This is a genomic window from Acidaminococcus fermentans DSM 20731 (genome assembly GCF_000025305.1).
GTDB lineage: Bacteria > Bacillota > Negativicutes > Acidaminococcales > Acidaminococcaceae > Acidaminococcus > Acidaminococcus fermentans.
This window is the reverse complement of record NC_013740.1, coordinates 1996231-2015582: the sequence shown is the minus strand read 5'-3', so window position 1 is coordinate 2015582 and position 19352 is coordinate 1996231. Positions and strand designations below refer to the sequence as shown.

15 protein-coding genes are annotated in these 19352 nt (G+C 54.5%); 11 read left to right on the top strand and 4 right to left on the bottom strand.

What is annotated here, in order from left to right:
• Window positions 1-7 precede the first annotated feature (7 nt).
• The 3 genes from hgdA to ACFER_RS09280 all read left to right on the top strand — a co-directional run bounded on the left by hgdA (window position 8) and on the right by ACFER_RS09280 (window position 4339).
• Window positions 8-1441, top strand: coding sequence for a (R)-2-hydroxyglutaryl-CoA dehydratase subunit alpha (hgdA, locus tag ACFER_RS09290; RefSeq protein ID WP_012939152.1), 1434 nt, complete (start codon window positions 8-10; stop codon window positions 1439-1441).
• Window positions 1442-1443: 2 nt separating this feature from the next.
• Window positions 1444-2583 carry a (R)-2-hydroxyglutaryl-CoA dehydratase subunit beta gene (gene hgdB / locus ACFER_RS09285; protein WP_012939151.1) on the top strand — a complete coding sequence of 380 codons (1140 nt, stop codon included), beginning with the start codon at window positions 1444-1446 and terminating at the stop codon, window positions 2581-2583.
• Window positions 2584-2761: 178 nt separating this feature from the next.
• Window positions 2762-4339 carry an IS1182 family transposase gene (locus ACFER_RS09280; RefSeq protein ID WP_012937636.1) on the top strand — a complete coding sequence of 526 codons (1578 nt, stop codon included), beginning with the start codon at window positions 2762-2764 and terminating at the stop codon, window positions 4337-4339.
• 150 nt (window positions 4340-4489) lie between these two features.
• Here the strand turns inward: ACFER_RS09280 and ACFER_RS09275 are convergent, their stop codons facing one another.
• Window positions 4490-5824 carry an acetyl-CoA hydrolase/transferase family protein gene (locus tag ACFER_RS09275; RefSeq protein ID WP_012939150.1) on the bottom strand — a complete coding sequence of 445 codons (1335 nt, stop codon included), beginning with the start codon at window positions 5822-5824 and terminating at the stop codon, window positions 4490-4492.
• 12 nt (window positions 5825-5836) lie between these two features.
• A complete protein-coding gene (locus ACFER_RS09270; protein WP_012939149.1) occupies window positions 5837-6760 on the bottom strand; it encodes a LysR family transcriptional regulator in 924 nt (307 codons plus the stop codon).
• A gap of 182 nt (window positions 6761-6942) precedes the next feature.
• Between ACFER_RS09270 and ACFER_RS09265 the strand changes: the two genes are divergently transcribed.
• From ACFER_RS09265 to ACFER_RS09230, 8 genes are all read left to right on the top strand, one after another.
• Entirely contained in the window at window positions 6943-8361 is a 1419-nt protein-coding gene (locus ACFER_RS09265) for a YfcC family protein (protein WP_012939148.1), read from the top strand.
• 81 nt (window positions 8362-8442) lie between these two features.
• The gene (locus ACFER_RS09260; RefSeq protein WP_012939147.1) at window positions 8443-9633 is read left to right on the top strand and encodes a M20 family metallopeptidase; all 1191 of its coding nucleotides are present in this window, start codon (window positions 8443-8445) and stop codon (window positions 9631-9633) included.
• 369 nt (window positions 9634-10002) lie between these two features.
• Window positions 10003-12129, top strand: coding sequence for an anaerobic ribonucleoside-triphosphate reductase (gene nrdD, locus ACFER_RS09255; protein WP_012939146.1), 2127 nt, complete (start codon window positions 10003-10005; stop codon window positions 12127-12129).
• 12 nt (window positions 12130-12141) lie between these two features.
• A complete protein-coding gene (gene nrdG / locus ACFER_RS09250; protein WP_012939145.1) occupies window positions 12142-12675 on the top strand; it encodes an anaerobic ribonucleoside-triphosphate reductase activating protein in 534 nt (177 codons plus the stop codon).
• Window positions 12676-12997: 322 nt separating this feature from the next.
• Window positions 12998-14206, top strand: coding sequence for a M20 metallopeptidase family protein (locus ACFER_RS09245; protein ID WP_012939144.1), 1209 nt, complete (start codon window positions 12998-13000; stop codon window positions 14204-14206).
• Window positions 14207-14219: 13 nt separating this feature from the next.
• Window positions 14220-14813 carry an SGNH/GDSL hydrolase family protein gene (locus ACFER_RS09240; RefSeq protein WP_012939143.1) on the top strand — a complete coding sequence of 198 codons (594 nt, stop codon included), beginning with the start codon at window positions 14220-14222 and terminating at the stop codon, window positions 14811-14813.
• Window positions 14810-15196, top strand: a complete 387-nt coding sequence (locus ACFER_RS09235) for an acyl-CoA thioesterase (protein ID WP_012939142.1) — start codon at window positions 14810-14812, stop codon at window positions 15194-15196. The genes ACFER_RS09240 and ACFER_RS09235 overlap by 4 nt, the downstream gene beginning before the upstream one ends.
• A 37-nt stretch (window positions 15197-15233) precedes the next feature.
• Complete coding sequence (locus ACFER_RS09230; RefSeq protein ID WP_012939141.1) at window positions 15234-15986, top strand: EFR1 family ferrodoxin; 753 nt, start codon at window positions 15234-15236, stop codon at window positions 15984-15986.
• Window positions 15987-16086: 100 nt separating this feature from the next.
• Here ACFER_RS09230 and ACFER_RS09225 read toward each other — a convergent pair whose 3' ends face one another.
• Together ACFER_RS09225 and ACFER_RS09220 are read right to left on the bottom strand one after the other, a co-directional pair.
• A complete protein-coding gene (locus ACFER_RS09225; protein WP_012939140.1) occupies window positions 16087-17568 on the bottom strand; it encodes a sodium-dependent transporter in 1482 nt (493 codons plus the stop codon).
• Window positions 17569-17697: 129 nt separating this feature from the next.
• A complete protein-coding gene (locus ACFER_RS09220; protein ID WP_012939139.1) occupies window positions 17698-19173 on the bottom strand; it encodes a sodium-dependent transporter in 1476 nt (491 codons plus the stop codon).
• Window positions 19174-19352: the final 179 nt, after the last annotated feature.

Here is a 19352-nt window from a genome sequence, read left to right as displayed (position 1 = left end):
GATCATTATGCCAAAGACAGTAAGCCCTGGCGTTCAGGCATTGAGAGATGTAGTTGAAAAGGTTTACAGAGAACTGCGGGAAGCCAAAGAAAGAGGAGAAAAAGTAGGCTGGTCCTCTTCCAAGTTCCCCTGCGAACTGGCTGAATCTTTCGGTCTGCATGTTGGGTATCCGGAAAACCAGGCTGCTGGTATCGCTGCCAACCGTGACGGCGAAGTGATGTGCCAGGCTGCAGAAGATATCGGTTATGACAACGATATCTGCGGCTATGCCCGTATTTCCCTGGCTTATGCTGCCGGGTTCCGGGGTGCCAACAAAATGGACAAAGATGGCAACTATGTCATCAACCCCCACAGCGGCAAACAGATGAAAGATGCCAATGGCAAAAAGGTATTCGACGCAGATGGCAAACCCGTAATCGATCCCAAGACCCTGAAACCCTTTGCCACCACCGACAACATCTATGAAATCGCTGCTCTGCCGGAAGGGGAAGAAAAGACCCGCCGCCAGAATGCCCTGCACAAATATCGTCAGATGACCATGCCCATGCCGGACTTCGTGCTGTGCTGCAACAACATCTGCAACTGCATGACCAAATGGTATGAAGACATTGCCCGTCGGCACAACATTCCTTTGATCATGATCGACGTTCCTTACAACGAATTCGACCATGTCAACGAAGCCAACGTGAAATACATCCGGTCCCAGCTGGATACGGCCATCCGTCAAATGGAAGAAATCACCGGCAAGAAGTTCGATGAAGACAAATTCGAACAGTGCTGCCAGAACGCCAACCGTACTGCCAAAGCATGGCTGAAGGTTTGCGACTACCTGCAGTACAAACCGGCTCCGTTCAACGGGTTCGACCTGTTCAACCATATGGCTGACGTGGTTACCGCCCGTGGCCGTGTGGAAGCTGCTGAAGCTTTCGAACTGCTGGCCAAGGAACTGGAACAGCATGTGAAGGAAGGCACCACCACCGCTCCCTTCAAAGAACAGCATCGTATCATGTTCGAAGGGATCCCCTGCTGGCCGAAACTGCCGAACCTGTTCAAACCGCTGAAAGCCAACGGCCTGAACATCACCGGCGTTGTATATGCTCCTGCTTTCGGGTTCGTGTACAACAACCTGGACGAATTGGTCAAAGCCTACTGCAAAGCCCCGAACTCCGTCAGCATCGAACAGGGTGTTGCCTGGCGTGAAGGCCTGATCCGCGACAACAAGGTTGACGGCGTACTGGTTCACTACAACCGGTCCTGCAAACCCTGGAGCGGCTACATGCCTGAAATGCAGCGTCGTTTCACCAAAGACATGGGTATCCCCACTGCTGGATTCGACGGTGACCAGGCTGACCCGAGAAACTTCAACGCGGCTCAGTATGAGACCCGTGTTCAGGGCTTGGTCGAAGCCATGGAAGCAAATGATGAAAAGAAGGGGAAATAACAATGGCTATCAGTGCACTTATTGAAGAGTTCCAAAAAGTATCTGCCAGCCCGAAGACCATGCTGGCCAAATATAAAGCCCAGGGCAAAAAAGCCATCGGCTGCCTGCCGTACTATGTTCCGGAAGAACTGGTCTATGCTGCAGGCATGGTTCCCATGGGTGTATGGGGCTGCAATGGCAAACAGGAAGTCCGTTCCAAGGAATACTGTGCTTCCTTCTACTGCACCATTGCCCAGCAGTCTCTGGAAATGCTGCTGGACGGGACCCTGGATGGGTTGGACGGGATCATCACTCCGGTACTGTGTGATACCCTGCGTCCCATGAGCCAGAACTTCAAAGTGGCCATGAAAGACAAGATGCCGGTTATTTTCCTGGCTCATCCCCAGGTCCGTCAGAATGCCGCCGGCAAGCAGTTCACCTATGATGCCTACAGCGAAGTGAAAGGCCATCTGGAAGAAATCTGCGGCCATGAAATCACCAATGATGCCATCCTGGATGCCATCAAAGTGTACAACAAGAGCCGTGCTGCCCGCCGCGAATTCTGCAAACTGGCCAACGAACATCCTGATCTGATCCCGGCTTCCGTACGGGCCACCGTACTGCGTGCCGCTTACTTCATGCTGAAGGATGAATACACCGAAAAGCTGGAAGAACTGAACAAGGAACTGGCAGCTGCTCCTGCCGGCAAGTTCGACGGCCACAAAGTGGTTGTTTCCGGCATCATCTACAACATGCCCGGCATCCTGAAAGCCATGGATGACAACAAACTGGCCATTGCTGCTGATGACTGCGCTTATGAAAGCCGCAGCTTTGCCGTGGATGCTCCGGAAGATCTGGACAACGGCCTGCAGGCTCTGGCTGTACAGTTCTCCAAACAGAAGAACGATGTTCTGCTGTACGATCCTGAATTTGCCAAGAATACCCGTTCTGAACACGTTTGCAATCTGGTAAAAGAAAGCGGCGCAGAAGGACTGATCGTGTTCATGATGCAGTTCTGCGATCCGGAAGAAATGGAATATCCTGATCTGAAGAAGGCTCTGGATGCCCACCACATTCCTCATGTGAAGATTGGTGTGGACCAGATGACCCGGGACTTTGGTCAGGCCCAGACCGCTCTGGAAGCTTTCGCAGAAAGCCTGTAAGCCGATACGAAGAAGGAGCTGTGCAAGCGCAGCTCCTTCTTTTTTTTGAGTCTCTAGTCACTGGTCTCGAGTCTTCAGCGAATGGAAAGGGGCTGTGAAATAATAGCTCCATGAAAACGAAAGGGACTTTCGATTCTTGTGAATCGAAAGTCCTTTTTCGTGTTAGAATTTAACTGCTATGAAAAACCTAACTGTGTATTATGGTACTCCCAAACAGGGAATTTTACCAGCATTTTTTTCTGAGTGCCTGGATATCACAGATCCGGTTTTCACATTTGACAGATTTATGGAGGAAATCGATTTACGCAAATATCTGAGCAAACTTCCTGCTCATGAGTTGGGAAGAATCAGATATAATCCCATCAATATGTTGAAAACGGTTCTGTTCGGGTTTATGGATGAAGGATGCATCTCTCTCAGAAAGCTGGAAGACAATTGCAAAGTCAATATCCGCTATAAATACCTTATGGACGGTAAACACCCGTCCTATCGGACTTTCGGATATTTCATCAATACTGTCCTGATGAATCAAGCTGAATCGCTCTTTTATGAAATTACCCAAGAAATCATCACCAAAGAGCATGTGGACCTGGACCACCTCTATATCGATGGCTCCAAATTCGAAGCCAATGCCAACAAATACTCCTGGGTCTGGAAAAAAGGTACGGAGAAATCGAGATTCCGGCTGTTTGCCAAAATCTCAGCACTCCTGGAAGAAATCAACGAGATGCTGAGCTGTGGTGGACTGAAAGCCGAAAACAATTCAGAATATGCTCCTGAATATCTGGAGCTCATCCTGAGCAAACTTCACGAAATCTGGGAACTGGACGAGGAAAGATTTGCCCATGGCAAAGGACACCATAAGAGTCCGGAACAGCGGAATTACGAAAAACTAAAAGTGTATCTGCAGAAACTTAAGGAATATGGAAAGAAATTGAGTATCTGTGGAGAGAATCGTAATAGCTATTCTAAAACGGATCATTCAGCTACGTTTATGCGGATTAAGAGAGACTACATGGGAAACGACCAGCTGCTGCCGGCATATAACGTCCAAGTTGGCATAGCTGATGAATACATAGCGGTCCTTGACGTAAACCAGTACAGATCAGATATGGACTGCTTCGTTCCCCTTCTGGAAAAGTTTTATGAGCACCATGGGATCTATCCGAAATATCCAGTAGCTGACGCAGGGTATGGTTCATTCAATAACTATCTGTACTGCAGCGAACATGGGATGGAAGCCTGTATGAAATTCCCCATGTTCTTCAAAGAAACGACGGACAAGAAGTATCACGAGGACCCATTCCGTGCGGTTAATTTCAAGACGACGGTTGATGGAGCGTTGCTCTGTCCCAATGGAAAGAAGTTCAAATTCGTCTACAGGAAAAACATTCAAGGCAACCAATATGGCCGTCAGGAAGAAATCTATGAATGTGAGGACTGCAATGGCTGTCCTTATGCAGAACGTTGCAAGAAAACACCTCATAACAGACGGATCAGCCTGAATCGTGAACTTACAAAGGTCCATGCTGACGTCATCGGACGATTGACAGATACCCGCGGATTTCTGCTGAGAAGGAACCGTGCTATCCAGGCAGAAGGTACTTTCGGAGTGATGAAGAACGATCGGGAATATGACCGGATTGTCCGAAGAGGCATGGATTCAGTGAAAATGGAAGTTTTTCTGGTTTCTATTGGCTTCAACCTGTACAAATACCATAGGAAGCAGCAGGCACATATGGATATGGCAGCTTAATTTTAAAAAGCTGAGTTTTGGGGGAAAGGGGGAAAGGGGGAAGTATACCCTTTTTCTCTTGCTTTTTACTGCCAGGAGTAAAAAGAGACAACAAAAAAGGAGCTGTGAAGAAATGAATCCTCATTTCTTCACAGCCCCTTTTTATGTGTATTAAAAAATCAGTCCATATTTTTTGGCGTCGGCGGTCAGCTGGTCCCGAAAGGACGGGTGGGCGATGGCAATGAGAGCTTTGGCCCGCTTGTCCACGGAAAGACCTCGGAGCCAGGCTGTGCCATATTCTGTAACAACGTAATCCACATCGTTCCGGGAGGTGGAGACGATGGTGCCCGGCCGGAAGGAAAGTACGATCTTGGAGCGAAGGACCTTTTCTCCGGTCCGGCTCCGGGCCGTATAGCAGGAGGGCAGGGCCAGGATGGATTTGCCGCCGGGAGACAGCTGGGCCCCTTCCACGGTTTCTGTCTGGGCTCCCGTAGCACTCCACTGGGTAAACCCCATGGATTCAGCGGCACACTGGCCGGTCAGATCGATTTCCAGGGCGGTGTTCAGGGAGACCATGTTCCGGTTTTGGGCAATGACAGCCGGAGCGTTGGTATAATATCCGCCTTTGATCAGGATATCCCTGTTTTCGTGAAGGAACCGGTACAGTTCCTGACTGCCGGCAGCAAAGGCTGTGACTGTCTCTCCCGGATGAAAGCCTTTCCGGGAATTGTCCACGGCTCCACAGCGGATCAGTTCCATCAGGCTCTCACTGAACATGCCGGAATGGATGCCCAGGTGCCTGCGATCTTTCAGCCGGATGGCTACCGCATCGGGAATGTGCCCCACCCCCAGCTGGAGGGTGGAACCATCCGGGATCAGTTCGGCGATCCGGGTGCCGATGGCCTGGTCCACGGGCCGCAGGGTGGTTTTCGGCATTTCCGGTACCGGCCGGTCCGTTTCCACAAAAGCCGTCACGGCGGACAGGGACAGGGTGGTATCTCCATGGGTCCGGGGATACCGGGAACTGACTTCCAGCAGGACCAGGGCCCCGTTATCGATGATTTCTCTTTCGAACAGGGCGCTGATGGAAAGAGAAAAATTTCCCTCCGCATCCATGGGGGAAGCCGTAGCCAGCAGTACCGGGCGGCGGCCCTGGGAGCGGAGCTGCTGGAAAGTCTTTCGTACCAGGTTGGTGGAGTACCCGGGAAGGAAACTGCACAGCCCTTTCTGATGGGCTTTCCGGGCCGGGGGACTGAAGAACCAGCAGACATGCTCCAGGGTTTCCCGCATGGCCGGATCATGGTACCAGGCCAGATCCCGGGCAGGCATACAGGAATTGAACACCAGGTTTTTCCGCCCCCATTGGTGGAGCAGGGGGAACTGTTCCAGCAGGATCACCGGTTCAGCCAGTGCCTGGGCGGACAGGATATAATCACCGTCCTGGAGCAGGGAAAGCAACTCCGGGACGGTCTTCTTTTTTTGGTTATAGGCGGACAGTAGCGACAAAAGAATGCCTCCTTATAAGATGGTTTGGACGATTTCACGCAACAGATGGATCAGGGTCTCCAATACAGGATCTCCTTCCAGTTCCTTTCGGTAATACAGAGTCAGCCAGGGGGCTTCCTGCAGGTTTCCGGTGGCAAAATAGCGGACCGGATGGGCTGGATGCAGGGCCTTCACGTAACAGCTCATGGTAAAGGAAATCCCCAGGCCTTCTGCGGCCAGTCCAAGGGCTGTTTCGATGCTGGCAATCTCTTTGCAGGCTGCGGGTTTCAGACCCTGTTCCAGCAGTCGATCCTCCTGGTGGCGAATTTGCTGGATGGGACTTTGCAGAAACAGGGTCTCTCCAGAGAGTGCCGCAGGAGTCAAATAGGGCCAGGACAGGCCTTCCAGGGGACGGGCCTGCTGGCAGCAGGGATTATCGGGCAGCAGGATGGCCAGCAGGGTCTCCTGTTTCAGGCGTACACAGGAAAATTCCGGATCTGGCTTGTCCTGGATGCACAGAATCAGGTCGAACTCACCCCGGCGCAGCGCATCCTTCAGTTCAAAACCGTGGCGATGGTGCAGCTTCAGGTCTACTGGCAGATGGGATTTATGGATGGCGGCCAGGAGAGGAGGCATCAGCAGGGTGGAAAACAGCAAATAGGTGCCGATATGCAGGTCTCTCTGGGAATTCTGCCGCAGGGCTTTCAGCTCTCTGGCCAGTTCTCTGTCCAACTGCAGCATCTTCCGGGCGTAGGATAGAGCCAGCCGCCCGGCTGGCGTCAGCTGGGCTTTGCGGCCCTGCTTCTGGAACAGGGGCTGGCCCATTTCCTGCTCCAGCTTTTTCATGGCGATGCTCAGAGTGGGCTGGGTGATGAACAGAGTCCTGGCGGCCTGATGGAAGCTGTTACAGTCGGCCAGCGTGACCAGGTAGTGGCATTGTTTCAGATTAAAGGGCATAATGGCTTGCCTCCTTAGACTCCTGGAGTTGATTGATTTATTATACCATGGATGCGGAGCCTGCCGGGTAAAATGATAAATAAACTTTATCATTTTGATGAAAAAGAGCAATTTGAAAGGATGGATGATCTATCCTACAATAAAACCATCAATCGTGCGGGTATAAAAAAGGAGTGAATGAAATGGAGGCAACAGCCAAATTGAAAGCGGTAAAGAAAGTCAGTTTCCCTCATACCTTCATCATCATCTTTGCGTTGATCGTGGTGGCGGTCCTTCTGACCTGGATCATTCCGGCGGGGATGTACGACTTTGTCAAGGGACCAGGGGACAAAAAAGTCCTGGATCCGGCAACCTTCCATTATGTGGCCCAAAGCGGCATCAATCCCCTGAAGATTCCTTTGTATATCATGAAGGCTATGAACAAGCGGATCGATCTGATGATGGTGATCCTGATGGCAGGGGCTGCCTTCCACATCGTGACAAAATCCGGTTCCCTGCAGGCCATCCTGGCCATGGGAGCCAGAAAATTCTCGGATCGGCTTGAGATCTTCCTGCCGGCGTTGACCCTGATCTTCGGCTTGATCTGCACCACCCAGGGTGCCAATACGTTCATACCCTTCGGACCGGTGATGGTGATGCTGGCCATGGCCATGGGACTGGATTCCATCACCGGGGCATCCATCCTGCTGTTGGGCGGGGCCATCGGCTTTGCCACCGGTACCCTGAATATGTATACCACGGTGGTAGCCCAGACTATAGCAGATCTGCCCCTGTATTCCGGACTGTGGTATCGGGCCATCTGTTTCGCAATATATTATGTGATCACCAATATCTACCTGATTCGGTATGCACGGAAAATCAAGGCTGATCCCAAACAGAGTCCCATGTATGACCTGGATCAGGAGACCCGGGCTACCACTGGAGGAATGGATCTGGAAGAAACGGGGAAAATGACCCGTCAGAAAGCGATTCCTCTGGCCCTGCTGGTCCTGACCTTTGGAGTGATCATCTACGGAGCCATTGCTTTGCGCTGGGGCATGGCAGAAATGTCTGCCGGTTTTCTGGTGTATGCGGTGGTGGCTGACTTATTGAGCGGTGCCAGTCCCAATGAAATGTGCAAGGATATCATTGCCGGCAGCAAACAGATGCTGGGAGCCGCCTACATCATCGGTATGGCCACGGCCATCAGCACCATCATGAACGACGGGAAAATCACCTATACCATCGTCCATGCTATGGCTGTCCTGCTGGACGGACTGCCGGCGGGAATCATCGCACCCGGTATGGTGTTGGCCAATACGCTGATCAATGTGTTCCTGACCAGCGGCAGCGGCCAGGCGGTGGCTGTGATGCCCATTATGATCCCTCTGTCCGATGTTTTGGGCGTGACCCGGCAGACAGCCGTACTGGCCTTTAATTTTGGTGATGGCTTCTGCAATTATATACTGCCCACGTCCACAGCCCTTATGGGGACACTGGGGGTGACCAACATTCCCTATGACCGGTGGATGCGGTTCATGTGGAAACTGTTCCTGATTTGGCTGCTGATGGGATGCGTCCTAGCTTCTGTGGCCCAGCTGATCCATTTGGGACCCGTGTGATGGGATGAGTGCAGAGGGAAGAGTGCAGAATATAGAGCGAAGCGTAAAGACCGGTGAAGGATAGTGCAGAAGGAGAATGAAATGCTGGAAGAAATGATTGCCCGTGCCAACAGCTGTGTGGACGGATATGCAAAAGAACTGACGGAAATGGCGGACCGGATTTTTGACCACCCGGAAATCGGACCTCATGAAGTCTTTGCCAGCGGTCTTTTGACGGACTGGCTGGAAGCCCATGGGTTTGCCGTTACCCGGGGTGTGGGAGGACTGGAAACCGCTTTCAGGGCCGTGTGGAAAAACGGGGAAGGAGGACCCAACCTGGGGCTTCTGTGCGAATACGATGCCCTGCCGGGGATGGGCCATGGCTGCGGCCACCAGATGCAGGGACCGGCCATCCTGGGAGCTGCTCTAGCCGTCCAGCAGGCGGCGGGAGACCGTCCCTTCACCCTGACGGTGTACGGGACTCCCGGGGAAGAGAACATCAGCGGCAAATACATCATGATCCGGAACGGCTGCACCTTTGAGGAGCTGGATGTGGCCCTGATGATGCATGGGGGACCGGCCACCCAGACGGACATCAAATGCCTGGCCAATGCAGCCTGGCAGCTGACCTATCACGGAAAAGCGGCCCATGCGGCCCTGAAACCGGAAGCCGGCCGGAGCAGTCTGGATGCCATGTGCCTGGCCTTCCACGGGATGGAATGTCTCCGGGAACATGTGACCGATGATGTGCGGCTCCATTACAACATCACCGATGCCGGGGGCACGGCGGCCAATGTGGTGCCCAGCCTGACCCGGGCCCAGGTGATGGTCCGGGCCAATACGGTGAAAGCGGTGAAGGAACTGATGGTCCGGCTGGAAAAGATCTTCCAGGGGGCAGCCATGATGACGGAAACGGAAGCGGAAATCCGGCTGGACAAGGTGCTGGACAACAAGATCCCCAATCTCCGGCTCAATGATCTGCTGATGAAGCATGCCCGCAGGCTCCAGGCCCCCAACTGTCAGCCTCCCCGGCAGCGCACCGGTTCCACGGATTTTGCCAATGTGATGCACCGGGTGCCCGGCTCCTGCATCCGGGTGGCCTTTGTCCCTGACGGGACCAGTTCCCATTCCCCGGAATTCATCGCCGCCGGCAAAAGTGAGGCGGCTCACCGGGCGGTGGTCTTCGGGGCCAAGATCCTGGCGGATACGGTGCTGGAGCTGGTTGAAAATCCGGAAGAACTGGCTGCCATCCGGCAGGAATTCCAGGAACGTCTGGCTGCGGAAGAAAAGTGACAGGGGAGTGTTACCTCCACTGACTGTAAACCCAAAAATCTGTAACAGAGGACGGAGAAGCCCATTCCGCCCTCTGTTTTTCTGTGGGGCAGAAACTGTCCCGGAAGAGAAAAAACATTTTCCGGGGAAAAACCGTAACAGGCGTGTTTCTCTATGAAACATACTATCTATTGTGTTCTCTTACGGGATAAATAGAAAAACGCCACAAGATATAGGTTGCCGAAAAACAAAATATGGTGTATGATTACTACCAGCGGTGAGTGCGGAAAGGCTAAGACCATTTGTACTGCAGCTGTTTTTGATGTACAATAAGGAAAGTAATTATTAAAAACGTAAAATTATTAGAAAGATATACAAGGGGGAGCGGGCATGAAGGTTATCAAACGGGACGGATCCACGGTTTCTTTTGACCGGAATAAAATCGTCACTGCCATATCCAAAGCCAACAAGGCAGTGGAAGGAAAGGAACGGCTGAGACAGGAAGACATCGAAGAGATTGCTTCCTTTGTGGAACACAAGAACAAAAAGAGACTGCTGGTGGAAGACATCCAGGACATGGTGGAAAAACAGATCATGATCCGGGGGCATTATGAACTGGCCAAGGCCTACATCATCTACCGCTACAACCGGGCCCTGGTCCGGAAGGCCAACACCACCGATGAATCCATCCTGAGCCTGATCAGCAACAAGAACAAGGATGTCATGGAGGAAAACTCCAACAAGAACGCCGTCATGGTGTCCACCCAGCGTGACCTGATTGCCGGGGAAGTGTCCCGTGACCTGACCCGCCGGGTGGTGCTGCCGGAAAAGATTTCCCGGGCCCATGATCAGGGTGTCATCCATTTCCACGATGCGGATTACTTCATTCAGCCCATGTTCAACTGCTGCCTGGTGAACCTGGGGGATATGCTGGACAACGGCACGGTGATGCACGGCAAGCTGATCGAAAGCCCCAAGAGCTTCCAGGTGGCTTGTACCGTCATGACCCAGATCATCGCTTCCGTGGCTTCTGCCCAGTATGGCGGCCAGTCCGTGGATGTATCCCACCTGGGCAAATACCTGCGCCGGAGCCGGGAAAAATTCCGCAAGCGCCTGATCGAAACCACTCATGGTCAGCTGCCGGAAGATGAAATGGAAGCCATCCTGGACAGCCGGATGAAGGATGAACTGGCCAGCGGGGTCCAGACCATCCAGTACCAGATCAATACCCTGATGACCACCAACGGACAGTCTCCTTTCGTGACCCTGTTCCTGCACCTGGATCCCCATGATGAATACATTGAGGAAAATGCCCAGATCATTGCGGAAATCCTCCGGCAGCGGCTGGAAGGCATCAAGAACGAAGTGGGTGTCTACGTGACCCCGGCCTTCCCCAAACTGGTCTATGTGTTGGATGAATTCAACTGCCTGAAGGGCGGCAAGTACGACTATCTGACCAAACTGGCGGTCCAGTGCTCCATCAAACGGATGTATCCGGACTACATCTCCGCCAAGAAAATGCGGGAGATCTACCAGGGCAATGTATTCTCTCCCATGGGCTGCCGTTCCTTCCTGTCTCCCTGGAAGGACGAAAAAGGCAATTACAAGTTTGAAGGCCGGTTCAACCAGGGGGTTGTGTCCCTGAACCTGCCTCAGATCGGGATCATTGCCAAAGGGGACGAAGCAAAATTCTGGAAGCTGCTGGATGAACGGCTGGATCTGTGCTATGAAGCCCTGATGGTCCGGCACAATGCCCTGAAGGGCATCCGCAGCGATGTGAGCCCCATCCACTGGCAGAACGGCGCCATTGCCCGCCTGAAGAAAGGGGAAACCATCGACAAGCTGCTGGAAGGCGGCTATTCCACCCTGAGCCTGGGATACATCGGCCTGTACGAATGCACCAAGGCCATGAAGGGCTGCAGCCACACCACCCCCGAAGGGGAAGAATTCGCCATGCGGGTGATGAAACGGCTGCGCAAGGCCTGCGATGACTGGAAAGCCAAGACTGGCCTGGGCTTTGCCCTGTACGGGACTCCGGCGGAATCCCTCTGCTACCGGTTTGCCCGGATTGACAAGGAACGGTTCGGAACCATCAAGGATATCACCGACAAGGGATATTACACCAACTCTTACCATGTGGATGTACGGGAACCCATCGATGCCTTCAGCAAGTTCAAGTTCGAATCCCAGTTCCAGCCCATTTCCTCCGGCGGATGCATTTCCTACGTGGAAATCCCCAACATGAAGAAGAACCCTACCGCCATCGAAGACGTGGTCCGGTTCATCTACGACAACATCCAGTACGCGGAATTCAACACCAAGTCCGACTACTGCCAGGTGTGCGGCTTTGACGGAGAAATCCAGATCAATGACAATCTGGAATGGGAATGCCCCCAGTGCCACAACAAGGATCAGTCCAAGATGAACGTGACCCGGCGGACCTGCGGGTATCTGGGAGAAAACTTCTGGAACGTGGGGAAAACCAAAGAAATCAAATCCAGAGTGCTGCATCTGTAAGGGGGCTTTTCGTTGAATTACGCAACCATCAAAAAATGTGACGTGGCCAACGGCCCCGGGGTACGGGTTTCCCTGTACGTCAGCGGCTGTACCCACCACTGCAAAGGCTGTTTCAACCAGGAAACCTGGGATTTCGCCTTCGGCAAGCCCTTTACCCAGGCCCAGCTGCAGGAAATCCTGGAAGACCTGGAACCGGAGTACATCCGGGGGTTCTCTCTCCTGGGGGGCGAACCTTTCGAACCGGCCAACCAGGAAGTGCTGGTGGGGGTGCTGCGGCACATCCGGGAGCGGTATCCGAAAAAGACCATCTGGTGCTACAGCGGCTATCTTTTCGACCACGACATGCTGGCCGGAAAGCTGGGCGATCCGGCCATTACCCGGGAGATGCTGGGGTATCTGGATGTGCTGGTGGACGGGGAATTTGTGGAAAGCAAAAAGAACCTGAACCTGCGCTTCAAGGGCAGCGAAAACCAGCGGATCATCAACGTGCCCAAGTCTTTGGAGACCGGCACCATCGTCCTGTGGGACGGAGAAGAATATGCGTGAAAAGAGAGGGTGCTGTACATTTTGTGCAGCACCCTCTAGCTGTAGAACCGTATGGCGGCTCAAATCCGGAGTCTGAAGGCTGCTACCCCACCACAGGCCATGGGCAGCATGTGTGGTGGGGTTGCAGCGTCAGCTGCGTTTCCATTCAGAATCATCTGTTCCCGGCAGATGGTCTCCGTTGACAGCTGACCGTTGACGGAGCTGCTGCGTCTGCCACAGCCCCATTTTCAAATTCCCCCAAAAATGGTAGAATAAAGCCGTTGATTGAAAAGATTTTCTGATGATCGTGATTTGGAACGCATTGGATTGGGAGGGGATTTCAATGGACGTACTGCATATGACGGAAGATGCTCTGGAAGCAAAATGTGTGGAATGGCGCCGGTGGTTCCATGAACACCCGGAAGTCAGCACGGAGGAAAAGAACACTTCGGAAAAGATTTTCGGCATTTTGAAGGAACTGGGCCTGGATCCGGTACGGGGACAGGGCCATTACGGGGTGGCGGCCACCATCCAGGGCGGCAAAACCGGCCCCATGGTGGCGCTCCGGGCGGATATGGATGCCCTTTCCGTCAGGGAAGACACCGGGCTGCCCTATGCGTCCCAGAATCCCGGCGTCATGCACGCCTGCGGCCATGACATCCACATGACCACCCTGCTGGAGACCATTCTGCGGCTCCTCCGCCGGAAAGACGAGATCCAGGGCAGTGTCCGGATTCTGTTCCAGCCTTCGGAAGAACTGGCTCCCACCGGCGGCGCCCGGTACATGATGAAGGACGGGTTCCTGAAGGATGTGAAGGCGGTATTCGGTCTCCATGTATGGCCCAACTTTGTCTGCGGCCAGATCGGGGTGAAGGAAGGGGCCATGATGGCCGGGTCCGACCGGATCAAAGTGGTAATCAAAGGCCGCACCTCTCATGCCGGCCATCCCCAGGAAGGCATCGATGCCATTATGGCTGCGGCGGATTTCCTCCAACAGGTGAGCCACATCGTCAGCCGCCGGGTCAGTCCGCTGGCTACAGCCACCATCAACATCGGCACCATCCACGGGGGCTCCCGGTACAATGTGGTGCCTGACGAAGTGACCCTGGAAGGGACCATCCGGACCCTGGACGAAACCAACCGGAAACGGATCCCGGAATTCATCCAGGGTATCCTGGACGGACTGAAGGCTTCTGCCGGAGTGGACTGCGAATTCAATTATTACTATGGCTATCCGGTGCTGGACAACTGGCCGGTGCCGGCGAAACTGGTGGCGGATACGGCCCGGCAGGTGCTGGGCGAAAAAGGCCTGGTATCCCATGTGGTGCCGGACCTGACGGCGGAAGATTTCGGCTTCTACATGCAGGACATCCCCGGCTGCTTCCTGTGGCTGGGCTGCGGTACGGAAGGGGAACCGGTCCATGGCCTCCACAATGCCAAACTCTGTCCCAACGAACAGGCCCTGGTGGTGGGCTCCAAGCTCATGAGCCAGGTGGTGATCAACGCCCTGGCGGCCCTGAACCAGGGTGTGGATTTCAACAAAAAAGACTGAAGGAGAATGAGTTATGAAAATGGCTTTTATCGGTGACAGCCTGGTAAGCTGCACCAACGAAACTCTGGCCAACACCTGGTATGACATCGCTTCCAAAAAGATGGGTTTCGATGTGGTGAACAATGCTGCCGGGGGCAAATTGACCCTGGTGATGTGGGGCATGTTCAAAATGGATGTGGTGGATGAAAAGGCGGACGGGGTGTTCCTGTGCTGCGGCATGAACGATATCCTGCTGGACGAACCCATGAGCTCCATTCAGGAAAACATTTCCGGCACCCTGGACAAGGCCCGGGACGCCAAGCTGCCCATTGTGATCCTGGGAATCCCTCCTTTGACCCGGATCGAAAGCACAGAAAAAGGCTGGCAGCTGCCCAGCGAATTCGAAAAGCACAATGCCGCACTCCGGGAATACCGCCAGTGGCTCCAGGAAGAGGCGGACCGCCGGAACCTGCCGGTGCTGGACTATGAAAAAGTCCTCCGTGAAGCGGAAGAAAAAACCGGCCGGAGCATGTTCCAGGACGGACTCCATCCCAACAAGGAAGGGTACCAGGCGGTGGCGGAGGCTTTTGAAGCCGTACTGACCCGAGCCCTCCAGGAGCAGGCATGAAACAGGAGCACAACCAGCCGGTGATCATGACCCGGTCGGTGATGCTGTCCATGGCCAATTCCGCTGGCCATCTGTTCGGCGGTACCCTGATGGGCTGGATGGATGAACTCAGCGGCATCACCGCCCACCGGTTTGCCTGGACCCGGGTGACCACAGCGGCCGTCAAGGGTATGAACTTTTATGTCCCCATTCCCTATGGTTCCGTGCTGCAGCTGGAAGGCCGGGTGGTCCGGGTGGGAAATACCTCCATGGACGTGGAAGTGGTGGCCTGGATGGAACCGGAACAGGAAGAGCAGGAACCCATCCGGGCAGCGGATGCCCTGTTTGTGTATGTATCGTTGGACGAAAACCGAAAACCCAAAAAAATCCAGAGGTCTCTGTGAGACCCTGGATTTTCTGTATCAGGAGAAGAAAAAAATCATGATTTACTATTTTTCCACCACCGGCAATTCTCTGGCACTGGCCCGGGAGCTGGGCGAAGCCCTGGATGACAAAATCATTTCCATTACCCGGACGTCCGGAACGGTGCTGGAAGGGCCGGCCATCGGTCTGGTGTTTCCCGTGTATTATGGAGATGTGCCTGCCAATGTAGCGGAATTTGTCCGCAGCCATGATTTTCCGGAAGGATCCTATATCTATGCCCTGGCCACCTGCGGCAGTTCCTGGGGTCGCACGTTCCGGACCCTGCAGAACCTGTTGCAGGCGCAGGGCTGCAGGCTTTCCTGGAGCCGGGCCGTGCCGCTCATCGCCAACAGCACCATCTGCGGCAGGTCCCACATCGGCTACGATCTGCACAAGCTGAACAAGGAACCGGAAGTAGTGAAGGAAGCGGTCGAAGCCATCCGGAACCGGAAAGAAAATCACAGCCTGGAAACCGGGTCCCTCATGGCCAGCCTGTTCGACAATCCCATCGGCCACGCCATCGGAGACTGGTACATGCGCATCCAGGTGGATCCGGACCGGTGCAAAAAATGCGGAGAATGCGTGCGGTTGTGTCCGGTGGAAAACATCCATCTGGGAGAAAAGTACGCCGTCATGGGGGACCATTGCCTCCACTGTCTGGCCTGTCTCCACGGCTGTCCCCACCAGGCCATCACCGTCCGGGGCAGAGTGGTCCTGAAAGAGGACCAGTACAGGCATCCGGGCGTAACAGCGAAGGAGCTGGAGCGGTAAAAAAGAAGGGAGATGTGAAAAAATGAGAAATCATTTTTTCACATCTCCCTTTTTGTCAGCTGACCGTTGACCGGGGGGGGGTGACTCCCCCCTTTTTTTCTTATTCTTTTTTCGTTCCACATCCCTTTACACAGTACCCGATCCACCCCAGGAATGCCAGGGCGATGAGCATCCACTGGGCCAGGACGGCGGGACCCTGTTTGGCGAACAGATCGTCGTAGCCTTTCAGGTAGATCCCCAGGATCACCAGGGGCAGGCCCCAGGTATAATACTGTTTCCACCAGTCCGCCAGGTTCCGGCCGGCTCCCTGGTTCACTTCATCCAGGAAATTGTTCCAGCCCCAGCCGTTCTTCCGGGTGCAGAACAGGACGAAGGTCAGGCCGCCCAGGGGCAGCAGGTTGTTGGAAACGATGAAGTCTTCCAGGTCAAGGACGCCGGTGCCCGGTCCCAGAGGCTGGAAACCGCTCCACAGGTTGAAGCCCAGCACGCAGGGGATACTGCCCAGGGCGATGAGGGCGAACACGAACCAGGCGGCTTTGGGCCGGTCCCAGCCCAGCAGCTCCCGAAAGCAGGCGATGATGCTTTCCATCACGGCAATGACCGTGGACAGGGCGGCAAAGGACAGGAACACGAAGAACAGGCTGCCCCAGATCCGTCCTCCCGGCATCAGGGTGAACAGGTTGGGAATGGTCAGGAAGATCAGGGAGGGTCCGGCATCCGGCTGGATTCCGTAGGCGAAACAGGCGGGGATGATGATGAAGCCGCTCATGAGAGCCACAAAGGTGTCCAGGGCGGTGATGGTCAGGGCTTCTCCCGGCAGGCTCCGTTTTTTGTCCATATAGGAAGCAAAGATCATCATGGCGCCATTGCCGGCGCTGAGGGTGAAGAAGGCCTGGCTCATGGCGGCGTAGATCACGTTTCCCCAGCCCAGTTTTTCCAGGGCTGCGAAATTGGGCACCAGGTAAAATTCAATGCCTTTTTCTGCTCCGGGGAGGAACAGGGAATGGACTGCCAGGATGATCATCAACAGCAGCAGGGCGCTCATCATCACTTTGGTGATCCGCTCGATGCCTTTTTCCAGCCCCATGTAGCAGACCACAAAGCCCAGAAAGCAGGACAGGAAGGTCCAGAAGCCCATGGAAAGAGGCTGGGCCAGCATGGCCTGGAAGGTGCTCTGGATGAAGGCGGGGGACTGGCCTGCAAAGGTCCCTTTCAGATGGAGCCAGCAGTAATTCAGCATCCAGCCGGTGACGGTGGTGTAGTACAGCATCAGCAGGGTGACCCCGGCGATGCCGATGTACTTCAGCCGGGGCCAGCGGCTGCCGGCGGGAGCCAGCCGGTCGAAGCACCGGGCCACGCTCTGGCGGCTGCTCCGGCCCAGGGCGAATTCGCACAGGAGCACGGGTATCCCCAGGATCAGCAGGAACAGGAGATACAGGAGAATGAAGGCGGCTCCGCCGTACTGGCCGCACAGGTAGGGGAACTTCCACACATTGCCGATGCCGATGGCACAGCCGGCGCTGACCAGGATGAAACCCAGACGGGATTGGAAGGAATCACGGGTGCTTTGCTGTTCTGACATAAGTTCTACCTCACTTCTATGCTACGAATGATTAATATGTTACAATTTTACACTAAAAGCCCAAAGGATGCAAAAAAAGCTGTGGACGGGTAGCCGGCTGCAAGAACCGACCGTGTCCACAGCTGTTTTTTACTGTGTTTTTTTCCTGCTGGCGGTGTAGAAGATGAAACCCAAAAACAGGAAGGCCAGGACCAGCCACTTGGCCAGTACTGCCGGTCCCTGTTTGCTGAACATGTCGTAGTACCCTTTCAGGTAGATGGTGATGATCAGCAGGGGCAGCACATACAGCAGATAGTTCCGGAGGGAGGCCGGCAGGTTCCGGCCTTCCCCGTCGTTGGCTTCCGCCAGGAAGTTCTTCCAGCCCCAGCCGTTCTTTTTGGTGCAGAACAGTACAAAGGCCAGGCTTCCCAGAGGCAGCAGATTGTTGGAGACGATGAAGTCTTCCAGGTCCAGGACGGAAGAACCGGGGCCCAGGGGCTGGAAGCCGCTCCACAGATTGAAGCCCAGGACGCAGGGGATACTCAGGAGCACAATGGCCAGCCCGTTGACGGCCACGCTCTTTTTCCGGCTCCAGCCGTACAGGTTCATACCAAAGGCAATGATGTTTTCAAATACGGCGATGACCGTGGACAGGGCTGCAAAGGACAGGAAGATGAAGAACAGCATACCCCAGAACCGGCCCCCCGGCATCTGGACGAACAGGTTGGGGATGGTCAGGAAAATCAGGGAAGGGCCGGCATCCGGCTGGATGCCAAAGGCGAAGCAGGCGGGGATGATGATGAATCCGGCCATCAGGGCCACAAAAGTGTCCAGGGCGGTGATGGTGGACGCTTCTCCGAACAGGCTCCGGCCATGGGGCAGGTAGGCCCCAAAAATCAGCATGGCTCCGATGCCGATGGACAGGGTGAAGAAAGCCTGGCTCATGGCGGCGTAGATCACATTTCCCCAGCCCAGCTTTTCCAGGGCGGCAAAATTGGGCACCAGATAGAACTGGATGCCTTTTTCCGCACCTTCCAGGAACAGAGAATGGGCAGCCAGGACCATCATCAGCAGCAGGAGAGCACTCATCATCCATTTGGTGATCCGTTCCACCCCGTTCTGGATCCCCAGGTAGCAGACCCCGAAGCCCAGCACGCAGGTGAGCACCATCCAGAACAGCAGGTTGGCCGGATCTTGGAGCATGGCTCCGAAGGTGGCGGTGATGAACTGGGGAGTGGCCCCCACAAAAGTTCCCTTGATATGGAGCCAGCAGTAATACAGCATCCAGCCGGTGACGGTGGTGTAGTACATCATCAGCATGTAACAGCCTGCGATGCTGATGGCCTTGAACCGGTGCCAGCAGGTGCCGGAAGGCTCCAGGGCCTCGAAGCTTTTGGCGGCGCTGCAGCGGCTGCCCCGGCCGATGGCGAATTCACAGACCATCACCGGGATGCCCATGATGAGCAGGAACACTAGGTAGATCAGGATGAAGGCGGCTCCGCCGAACTGGCCGCACAGGTAGGGGAACTTCCACACATTCCCGATGCCGATGGCGCAGCCGGCGCTGACCAGGATGAAGCCCAGCCGGGAACTGAAGGATTCCGTAGAAACACCTTTCTCAGACAAAAAAACACCTCATTTCAAAATGTGACAATTCAGTGATTTCTATTGTATTATAGACTGGGGAAAGTTGCAAGAAAATTGTAGGAGTCACGAGCCGCGGGTCGCAAGTCGTGAGCTTGGACCAGCGCCATTTTTGCTCCGTTTCTGGTTAAAAAAGGTGAAATCGGTTGGGAAGTGTAAAA

Coding starts and splice junctions, on each gene's coding strand:
- ACFER_RS09240 (WP_012939143.1), top strand. CDS start 14,220: ATGAAAATGGCTTTTATCGGTGACAGCCTGGTAAGCTGCACCAACGAA.
- ACFER_RS09270 (WP_012939149.1), bottom strand. CDS start 6,760: ATGCCCTTTAATCTGAAACAATGCCACTACCTGGTCACGCTGGCCGAC.
- hgdB (WP_012939151.1), top strand. CDS start 1,444: ATGGCTATCAGTGCACTTATTGAAGAGTTCCAAAAAGTATCTGCCAGC.
- ACFER_RS09230 (WP_012939141.1), top strand. CDS start 15,234: ATGATTTACTATTTTTCCACCACCGGCAATTCTCTGGCACTGGCCCGG.
- ACFER_RS09225 (WP_012939140.1), bottom strand. CDS start 17,568: ATGTCAGAACAGCAAAGCACCCGTGATTCCTTCCAATCCCGTCTGGGT.
- nrdD (WP_012939146.1), top strand. CDS start 10,003: ATGAAGGTTATCAAACGGGACGGATCCACGGTTTCTTTTGACCGGAAT.
- ACFER_RS09245 (WP_012939144.1), top strand. CDS start 12,998: ATGGACGTACTGCATATGACGGAAGATGCTCTGGAAGCAAAATGTGTG.
- ACFER_RS09260 (WP_012939147.1), top strand. CDS start 8,443: ATGCTGGAAGAAATGATTGCCCGTGCCAACAGCTGTGTGGACGGATAT.
- ACFER_RS09280 (WP_012937636.1), top strand. CDS start 2,762: ATGAAAAACCTAACTGTGTATTATGGTACTCCCAAACAGGGAATTTTA.
- hgdA (WP_012939152.1), top strand. CDS start 8: ATGCCAAAGACAGTAAGCCCTGGCGTTCAGGCATTGAGAGATGTAGTT.
- ACFER_RS09265 (WP_012939148.1), top strand. CDS start 6,943: ATGGAGGCAACAGCCAAATTGAAAGCGGTAAAGAAAGTCAGTTTCCCT.
- ACFER_RS09235 (WP_012939142.1), top strand. CDS start 14,810: ATGAAACAGGAGCACAACCAGCCGGTGATCATGACCCGGTCGGTGATG.